Source organism: Mesorhizobium comanense (assembly GCF_005503535.1).
In the GTDB taxonomy this organism is placed as follows: Bacteria; Pseudomonadota; Alphaproteobacteria; order Rhizobiales; family Rhizobiaceae; genus Mesorhizobium; species Mesorhizobium comanense.
Map to the genome: position 1 here is coordinate 83,750 of NZ_SCNN01000023.1, position 8,674 is coordinate 92,423.

10 protein-coding genes are annotated in these 8,674 nt (G+C 60.7%); 3 read left to right on the forward strand and 7 right to left on the reverse strand.

All coding sequences use genetic code 11. The annotated features are described in order from the left end of the window. Nucleotides 1-187: 187 nt before the first annotated feature. The 6 genes from FFS37_RS28805 to FFS37_RS28825 form a co-directional block, all read right to left on the reverse strand. Complete coding sequence (locus FFS37_RS28805) at nt 188-511, reverse strand: hypothetical protein (RefSeq protein WP_137934362.1); 324 nt, start codon at nt 509-511, stop codon at nt 188-190. Continuing rightward, the gene (locus FFS37_RS36030) at nt 508-2,733 is read right to left on the reverse strand and encodes a DUF6973 domain-containing protein (protein ID WP_210240483.1); all 2,226 of its coding nucleotides are present in this window, start codon (nt 2,731-2,733) and stop codon (nt 508-510) included. The genes FFS37_RS28805 and FFS37_RS36030 overlap by 4 nt, the downstream gene beginning before the upstream one ends. A 601-nt stretch (nt 2,734-3,334) precedes the next feature. Next, the gene (locus FFS37_RS28815) at nt 3,335-3,658 is read right to left on the reverse strand and encodes a Bbp19 family protein (protein ID WP_137934363.1); all 324 of its coding nucleotides are present in this window, start codon (nt 3,656-3,658) and stop codon (nt 3,335-3,337) included. Further along, a complete protein-coding gene (locus FFS37_RS28820) occupies nt 3,655-5,430 on the reverse strand; it encodes a portal protein (protein ID WP_137934364.1) in 1,776 nt (591 codons plus the stop codon). Before FFS37_RS28820 ends, FFS37_RS28815 begins: the two co-directional genes overlap by 4 nt. 289 nt (nt 5,431-5,719) lie before the next feature. Further along, nucleotides 5,720-5,860: a hypothetical protein gene (locus FFS37_RS35865; RefSeq protein ID WP_171026459.1), complete on the reverse strand. Its 141-nt coding sequence runs from the start codon at nt 5,858-5,860 to the stop codon at nt 5,720-5,722. After that, nucleotides 5,814-6,383 (reverse strand): hypothetical protein, encoded by a 570-nt coding sequence (locus FFS37_RS28825; protein ID WP_137934365.1) that lies wholly within the window; start codon nt 6,381-6,383, stop codon nt 5,814-5,816. Before FFS37_RS28825 ends, FFS37_RS35865 begins: the two co-directional genes overlap by 47 nt. Between FFS37_RS28825 and FFS37_RS28830 the strand changes: the two genes are divergently transcribed. Continuing rightward, nucleotides 6,382-6,720 (forward strand): hypothetical protein, encoded by a 339-nt coding sequence (locus FFS37_RS28830; RefSeq protein ID WP_137934366.1) that lies wholly within the window; start codon nt 6,382-6,384, stop codon nt 6,718-6,720. The genes FFS37_RS28825 and FFS37_RS28830 overlap by 2 nt on opposite strands. On the opposite strand, the gene FFS37_RS28835 is transcribed toward FFS37_RS28830, so the two are convergent. Then, nucleotides 6,717-7,145, reverse strand: coding sequence for a hypothetical protein (locus FFS37_RS28835; protein ID WP_137934367.1), 429 nt, complete (start codon nt 7,143-7,145; stop codon nt 6,717-6,719). The two genes, FFS37_RS28830 and FFS37_RS28835, sit on opposite strands and share 4 nt — an antisense overlap. A gap of 152 nt (nt 7,146-7,297) precedes the next feature. Between FFS37_RS28835 and FFS37_RS28840 the strand changes: the two genes are divergently transcribed. Together FFS37_RS28840 and FFS37_RS28845 are read left to right on the forward strand one after the other, a co-directional pair. Further along, entirely contained in the window at nt 7,298-7,789 is a 492-nt protein-coding gene (locus tag FFS37_RS28840; RefSeq protein WP_137934368.1) for a hypothetical protein, read from the forward strand. Between the two features lie 23 nt (nt 7,790-7,812). After that, the gene (locus FFS37_RS28845; RefSeq protein WP_137934369.1) at nt 7,813-8,301 is read left to right on the forward strand and encodes a hypothetical protein; all 489 of its coding nucleotides are present in this window, start codon (nt 7,813-7,815) and stop codon (nt 8,299-8,301) included. The last annotated feature ends 373 nt before the right edge of the window (nt 8,302-8,674 follow it).

Here is an 8,674-nt window from a genome sequence, read left to right on the forward strand (position 1 = left end):
TCCGCGAATTACGGCATGTCCACGAAGGTCATGGTCCGTATCGATTTACCGAATGACCCGCCATGCCGATAGATTACGGTGACCGCGCACCCTACACCGGCTGATCCCGATGGCCGGCGGCGCGCGCTCGCCAAAGTCCACCGCATCCCATCGCGATTGAACCAACAGGCGACACACGTTACGGGTATCAATAACCAACAAAATTGACTATTTTGCAACCTTCAACATGAACAAAAACAATAATATTCAAATTTCCGGTTATATAACCATCTCTACTAGACAGATCGCCACAATTTACCTCAAAATCAGATGACGAGTTAACAATCTTAGGAATAACAAATAAGTGATATCCTTTTGAAACATCGTATTCGACACCTAGGAATTTTATACTCCCTCCGGGGTAATCCTTCATAGAGACTACGAATAAACAAGCGCTTAACACCTCCACAATGGCCACAATGGCGAAAAGTGCAGCGACACATCCGGCAATCCAGGAGGCGAGGCGTTTCATTTTTTTCTCATATGCACAGGTTCACTTTGCAGATAGCCGAAGCGAAAAGCGAGGTCCGCAATATCGTTTGGGGTCAGGTCTGTATCTTTCAATGCTTCGGCCAGTTCGCGAGCATTATGGTTGTTGATTAGGTCCATTGTTCGTTCAGGATCAGGGTCTGGAACCGAAATTTCGTGTGCATCCGCAAAGGTTTTCGCGCGTTCGACACCTATCGACTGTGTCATATCCGCATTCCAGGCAGCATGACGTTTTGCATCACCCTCATTGTTCCACCCTTTGATGCTGCCCGCACGAGATGAAGCTATTTTACCATAAACGGCTCCTATGGGGTCTCCAAAGAACGCTCCCCATTCTCCTGGCCCCTCTGGGTCAAACGCCAACTTTGATTCGTCGATGACCGCAGACTGGAGGATCCCATTTACATCACGTTTTATCCTTGGCGGGACTATAAGTTTGTCTCTCACTCCTTTCCGACTTACAATGGTCGCGAAAGTAACCTCTTTACTTTTCTGCCGAGCTCCCTCGTCTTGAAAAAATGGCCTAGCCCGCTTGTCGAAATCCTCTTGCCCAAGAGGCACGGGAGCAAGTTCCTGTTCGGCCTCCTGAGCCGTCTCCCGCGTGGCAGCCGTCATAACCGGGTCGATTCGATCAGGCCTTGAGACACGAGCCCGGGTCAGTTGCTGAAACAGAGCGGCTCGAACGCCGGCATCTGGTACTCCCGAGCGCAACCTATCCAGCAGAACATTCTTGTCTCTTTGGGACACATCCTCATTATTCAGGGTCTCGGCGATGTCTTGAGCTACAGCTTGCGGCAAGGGTTGAAGATTTTCGATACCAAGTTGCTTTTGCGCAGCGATGGATATCGCCATAGCTTTTCCATAGGCACTCGGATCGGAGCTGCCTGACTCCACCACCATGTTCCACGCCGCATCCAAACCGGGAAAAACCTTTCGGACATAGCCGCCCGGATCGTCCTGCCTCTCCTTGAGCGTGAGGTCGGCCGCAGTAGCTATGGCGTCACGACGCGCCCGGTCTTGTTCCGGCGTCGCACTACCGGCCTTGGGCGCGGACTCTTTGACCATGACCTGCACGGCGTCGTTAGACATCGTGCGCATGCCGTAGAACTGGCGACTGACATCAAGCGCTTGATTGAAGGCCTGAGAACGCCTGCCCCCTTCCGTCGAGCCATGGAGCGCCACGAACTGCTCTGGTGTGAAAGTCGGCCCTGAATAGCTACCTGTCTCCCTGATCGCGGCCGGCGCGTTCTGTTCTGCCAGGCTAATGCTGGCGCGCATTTCGACTTGCCGCGCGGCATCGGCTGCCCAGGCTTGCTGGGCTAGGGCCGGCCGATCTTCAGGCGGAATGTCGTCCCGGAAAGCCTGAGCCACTCGCTGGTCTGGCGTGGGCTTGCCAACGCGATCGCCGGTCGCGACAGCCGCTTCCGGGTTGCCCGAGGCAAGACCCCAGGTGATCGGCTGGACGCCGGAGGCATCGCCCTCTGAGGTCTCTCCCTGTCCCCCGACACCAAACATATCCAGCGCGCGCTGCGGATCCCTGGCGATCAGCGCCTCGAAGCGGGCCTTGGCGGCGGTGCTAAACCACTCCTTCGCCATCTGCTGCCGGATGCCGGGATCGACCCCCATTTTGTCGATGAGGTCGAGGCCCTCCTGCCTGGCCGCTTCGAAGGCCACGTGATCGTCGGGATCGGCATTGCCGATGGCGATGGCGCCGGTCTTCAGAGCCGTGTCCACCTCGGCCTGCTCGTAATCGCGGCGCCGCTGATTTTGCTGCAGCGCCATGCGTATCGAGCCTGCCTCGCGCAGCGCGGGCTTGCGGCTGGCAAGGCCAGGGCGAAGTTCGGCCGGCGCCTGTTTGACGAAGTCGTCGAACAGCGTGTCGAACAGGCCGGTCTTCACCACCTGGCCGGTGCGTGGATCGAGCTGCCCGTAAATGGCGTCGTGCAGGCCCGCGCCGTCGGCCGCCGCGTTCGCCACGGCGTCGGCCTCGGCCTGCGCGAGCTGGCCGTTCAGCCGGCGCGCGGCGATCTCGGTGTCGAAGCCCTGCTGCTGCGCCTGGCGCAGCTGATAGTGCCCGGCAAGCGCCTGCCACTCGTCGTCGAGTGGCTGGACCGCCTCGCCGAGCGGCGGCGAGTCGGGACCTTGCACCGGATTGCCGGCATCGCGCCGCCGCTGGCCGACGGAGAGAGGAATGACATGGACCATTGGCTGTCTCCTGCCTGGCGGTTGGGGGCGTGGCGACGGGCCACCGGGAACGGCGGCCGGCATGGCGATGCGGATGGTGGGGTTTCGGCTGGGCGGCGGAAGGAGCAAGGACTCGCGGCGCCCGCGACAGCTGATTTCCCTCTCGTGGGCGAGATGTCCGGCAGGAGAGAGGAGGTCAGTAGAGCGCCTACGACGATCTGGCCTGGATAAACTTCAACTGAGAATCCCTGGCGAAGGGGTATCGAAACACTGCAACATCGGCGGGACAGCGCCCCCGCCTCTGCCCCGCCGATAGCGTGCGTGGCGGCTTGGAGCATGCATTTCTCTTATGCGGCGCTGGTCGACCCCCACTCCGTCTCGGCTCCGCCGAGCCACCTCTCCCCCGATCGACGGGGGAGAGGAAAGGCGCCAGGTTTTCTGTCGTCACCGCTCGTCCAAGAGGCTCCGTTCCTTTCCCTCCGGAGGGGGAAAGATGGCGCTGCGAAGCAGCGACGGATTGGGGAACCAAATGGCAATCAGGCCTGGGACCGATCAGTCACGCCAGTCACACAAGATGCATGCATCCCCTAGACACCCGGAGGAGATCGGCAGCTTCAGCGCCTCACCGCTCCTCGGCCCGCGCGGCCCTTTCCAGCGCGGCGAGCTGCGCCTCGTCCAGCGTTAGGAAGTCCATGATGTGCTGCACCACTTCGGCGCGCGCGTTGGAGAGCGCGCTGTGCAGCTCGAAGCCTTCCGGCGTCTTGGTCCGCGCCATCCACTCGCCATAGGAAGGGCGCCGGTAGTAGCCGACCGCGGCTGTGAGATCGGCCAGCACCATTTCGCCGTCTTCGCCGGAAAAGGCGCGCTGATATGCCTTGGCCAGCGCCTCGCGCGCCCCGGCCGGGCCGCGGTTGCGCGCGGCATGGGCAAAGCGTTTGCGGCTCATGCGCCCTGCCCCGGCATTGCAGCGCCCTGGGCGCCGGCATCGGAAGCCGTCCCGCCGGCCGCGCCGCCCTGCATCATTCCCTGCAGGCTGTCGAGCAGGCCGCTGTCGCGCGCCTGCACGGCCGCCGGCACGGCGTCCTTGGCCACCTTGCCTGCCGCGGCGATGGCGGCCATGCCGGCCTGCGCCTGCTGGGCCTGCTCCCTGGCGCCGCGCATGCCCTGCACCTCCTCCTTGCGCCGGAAGATGCGCTGCGGGCTGCGGCCGGCGCCCTGCACCACGCGGATCGCCTCGTCGCTGTCGATATTGTCCATGACGCCGGGGTCGAACTGCGCCATCTGCATGGCTGTGGTCACCAGCTGGATGGTGTCGCGCGCCTCGGCCGAACGCCTGAGCACGTCGAGCGGACCGGTGAAGGTCGGCCGCACAGACTTGCCCGCCAGGCTCTGCGGCGGCACGAAGCGGCTGCCCTCGTCATAGAGCCCCTTGTCTTCCAGTATGCCGAGCTCGCGGTCGAGATTGGTGGCGAAGCCGGCCTGGATGATGGAGCCCGAGGGTCCCAGCAGCGCGCCCTTCTCCTCCTGCCTTATCAGCGCTTCCGTCGCCGTCATCTGCGGGTTCTGCACCAGCGTCTGGAACAGGTTGACGAACATCATGTCGCGGATTTCCTCCGCCCGGCTCGCCGCGTAGTTGAAGGCATAGGTCGGGTTCTGTCCGGTGGCGATCGGCTGGATCAGCGGCCTGCCATTGTCGTCGATGAGGCCCGGATAATTCTCGCCCGGGTTCAGCACCGGCACATAGTCGAGCCGCGCCTTGGATGCGGTGGCCGGATCGGTGACCTGCTGCAGCGCGCGCAGGCCGGAACGGCGCACCGCGTTCTCCTCGCGCACGGTGGTCAGCGCCTCGATGGCGGGCGAAATGCCATAGGGATCGCCCTCGTAGCGGCGCCAGTTGAAGGTCGACACCGGGAAGGTGCGGAACCCGCTCTCCCGCACGATCTCCTCTTCGTCCTCGATGACGTGATACGACCCGAACGCCATGTCGAGATAGCGGTATTGGCCCTCCTGACCGTACATCCGGCGCTCGTCGCGCGGCTGGATGCACTGGATGAGCGAGATCTTCGTCTCGCACTTGGCCGGATCGTCGACCAGCACCTTTATGCGCGCCGGCAGCTTTTCGTAGCCCAGGATCTGCGCCGCCTGCCGCGCCGTGCGCTCGTAGCGGCGGTGGAAGATGTCGACCTGGCCCCAGCGGTTGCGGCTGAGATATCCTTCGACCACGGGAATCGAGGCATAGCGGATCAGCGTCGAGCCGAACCCTTCCTCGGCATAGAGATAGGCCGGCCCGTAGCGCACGACGTTGCGCAGGCAGGCCTGCGTGGCCGGCACGAAGTTCGAGCTGGCCGAATAGCGCAGCGAGAACAGGAAATCGCGCAGCGCCTCCGCCCACTCCTTTTCCTCGTCGGTCTCCTCGTCGTCCATCTCGGCCGTCGACAGGCCGTGCCATTTTTCGGACTGCGGGATGATCAGGCTTTCCAGCCCCGCGGCCAGCCGGTTGGCGGCGGAGTTGATCGTGTTGGCATAGACGCGCGAGCCGCGCCGCTCCTGGCGCTCGGCCTGCGAGTCCCGGCCGCCGCCGGCCCGCCCGCTCCAGATGTCGGGCGCGTCGGGATCGCAGAACTCCGCCACCTGCTCCCAGACGGCCTCATACTGGCTGCGCTCGGTCTCGAGCTCGGACTGCCGCGAAAGAATATCGCGAGCGCGGGAATCGGTCATGGGATGGCCTCGCTGGGGATGTGGGGAGGGAGGTTTTGCCTTCTCCCCTTGTGGGAGAAGGTGGATCGGCGCGCAGCGCCGAGACGGTTGAGGGGTGTTCCAGCGGAGTGAGGCGTTGGCGTTTTCTGGAGCACCCCTCATCCGGCCTCGCTTCGCGAGGCCACCTTCTCCCACAGGGGGAGAAGGAAAAGCGCGCCTCACCCCCGCTTCTTCACCAATCGCGCATGCCGGCGCCAGTACCACCAGTCCAGCACGCGGCGGCGAAAGCTTCGCTTCATCGCGGTCATGGTCACAGCCCCAGCAGCACGCGGCGCTGGCCATTGAGGCTCGACGGCGCAAGGTCGGTCTTGACGGTGCTCAGCGTGCCCTGGCGCTGTTCGAGTTCAGCCCGCAGGGCATCCTCGCGCGCCTGCACATCCTTGTCCTGCAAGGTCGGCGCCGGCGGCAGCGGCTTCAGTTCCGGTGGTTTTTGGAATAGGCACATGGTTCCAGCCTTCTCTTGTCCAATCGTAAAGGAAAAAGTCTTCGCCGTTCTTGCCGTAGGCCGGCAGGCGGCAGCGTTCAGTTGCGCCGAGGCGGTGTAGCCAGCGCAGCGCCAGATCGTTTTCGGCCAGCGCCCGCGCCTCGACCCGCCAGGCGCCGCGCGCGGCGACCCGTGGCCCAAGCGCTTCGTGGAAGTAGCGCGTGATCTCGGGCACGCAGCGCTTCATGCGGCGCGTGCCCCAGCTCCAGGCGATCCACAGCCCGCTCCGCTGCTCGGCCGCGCCGAAGCCTGCCTCCGGATTGCCGTCGAGTTCGGCGACATAGGCAAAACCTTGCAACGCGGTGAGCGCCAGCAGAGCCGGCGACCAATGGTCAAGCTGGCAGTCGATCTCGGCGCGATCCTCGGAGCGCAGATTGGCCGCGACATAGGAAAGATCGCGCAACGTGGCGGGAATGATGCGGACGGTCATGGATGGACTTTCGTCAGTCGCCGAAGCCATCGTCGGCAAGGAAGCGCCGATGCCAGGCTTTCATCCTGCGAGCGCCGCGACGATGCAGAATTCCGAGGCGCCGCATTCTCAGGCAATTACCGCGGCACGTACCCGCACCGGCAGTCGCCCAAAAAACAAAACCCGCCTTGAGGTCGTCGGCGCAAATCAGCACCATGGACAGAAGGATACCATTGCTGCCCTCACGCCGTCAACAGATTCTAAGAAAAAATTCCTAGATGGCACTTTTCCGCGCCAGCATTTGCACGACCCGTTTGGTGGCCGCTTGTCTGAAACCGCTTTGGTACCCCTGAGTTAGCTCCGTTCTGGATGCTTGCGCAGATAGCGCAGCCGCTTGCGCTGCGGTGGCGTGATGTAACCGTCACCAACCTCGGCCAGGATGCGCTCCTCCTCGGTCGGCACTTTCTCCGGCTCGGCGGGCAGTCCGAGTTCGATTCTCAGCGCCATCGCCTCGGGCGTCGCCCGCTGCATGACATTGCGACCGACATCGTCAAGATCCAGGAAGCTGTCGTAGATCAAGTGCTCCCAACCCTTGGCGTCTCTTTTTTTCTCGTCCTGATGCCGATCCCTCTCTTCGGATTTTGCCAGCAACACCGGTCTTTCCGAAGGCGCGCACGTCTCCAGCCGCCATAGCCAGGCTATGGTCGGGTGTTCCCGTTGCTTATCCAGTTCGATGTCCTCGTCATAAGACCAGGTCCCACCGAAAAATATCTTCTTGCCCATTATTCATCGCGGCAGGCTACGGCTGCCGTCCCATGAGTCCAACGTAACCACCGGACAACACTTCAAATGTCGAAACATGTCGTCTCGCCGCCCAGGCGCTTGCGACAACCAGACGAGCTCTCTAATGTGTCATACAACCATAGGAGGTAGACTTGAAGTCATTTCTCGGCGTCCTTGCGCTCGGTCTTTGGGTCGTGTCCTCTCCACTCGCGGCAGCCGAGGAACCGATGAAATGGACCGAGTCCATCAGCGGCGGCAGCAGGATCGAAATCCCGATCTTCTTCGAGGATGGCGATACTCGAGAGCTTTTGACGAACGGCAAAAGCCACGGCACAGCGTTTTTCTCGCAGGAGTATGGCGTTTATCTTCGTCAGTACAGAATATTTGACGAGCCGGGCAAGCGTCCGTTCGAATACATTAGCGAAAAGACCTCAGCCGAACGCAGGGTGACCTATAAAATTGACAAACCGTCGCTTGGGGCAATTTCCGGCACCACGGCGGATGGCACACGCATCTTCTACGGCATGTGTCAAAAACGACAGGGCACGACAACATGTTTCGACATATCCTGGAACAAGCGGGATCAAGGGATGTTCAAACCGATAGTCGAACGCATCGCTCGATCATTCCGCAGACATCGATGATAGGCGCACGCCGGACAGTGGCCATGAGAACAGTTCTACTCGCATTCGGCCTGTTGCTGGGATTGCCACCATTTGCTCTTGCCAAAGAACCGTTGAATTGGACATTCTCCCGCCATGGGGGAACCACGATCGAGATCCCCACCTTCATAGCCCACGGCAAGACCAGATTGCTTAAGGGGGGCGGAAAGGACGGCTTGATTTTCGACTCGAAAGAGTATGGAGCCGAATTTTCTCAATACAAAGTAATTGATGGGACCAATAAGCGACCGATCGAATATATTTACGACCAGGTTTTTCCAAGAGGCAGTGAAGTTAAATATGAAGTCGATAAGCCGCTTTTGGGCGTGGTTTCCATGGAATTCCCAGGCCAATTTACCTACATATACTACAATATGTGCCAGAAAAACGAAAATGAAAATAAATGCTTTGATATTTCCTATCGCAAGAATGATCAGAGTTTTTTTGAGCCAATCGTTGAACGCATTGTACGGTCATTTCGAAAAAGTCGGTGATTGGCGAACCTCCACAAATAGCACAGAAGCCTTCGTCTCACTCGCCTCCCCGCAGCCGGTTCCCAAGCATTGCAGTCCGTATTCCTTCGCCAAGCGGCTGATGACCAGGTCCACAATCTGCTTCTGCCCACGGCGCTCAACTCCGTGGCCTTCGGCTTCTTACCTGACGATGCACTAGCATGATATTTTACGACGTCGACTGCAGCAGAGAACTTATGAGATGACGATATGAGAGCAGCTGTCTTTGCACTTGGTCTTTTGACGCTGCCGGTACCACCTGCAATGGCCGAGGAACCGATCGAATGGGTCGTTTCCGATACTGGCGGAAGCCGGATCGAAATTCCCTCTTTCTTTGCGGACGGAAAAGTTGAAC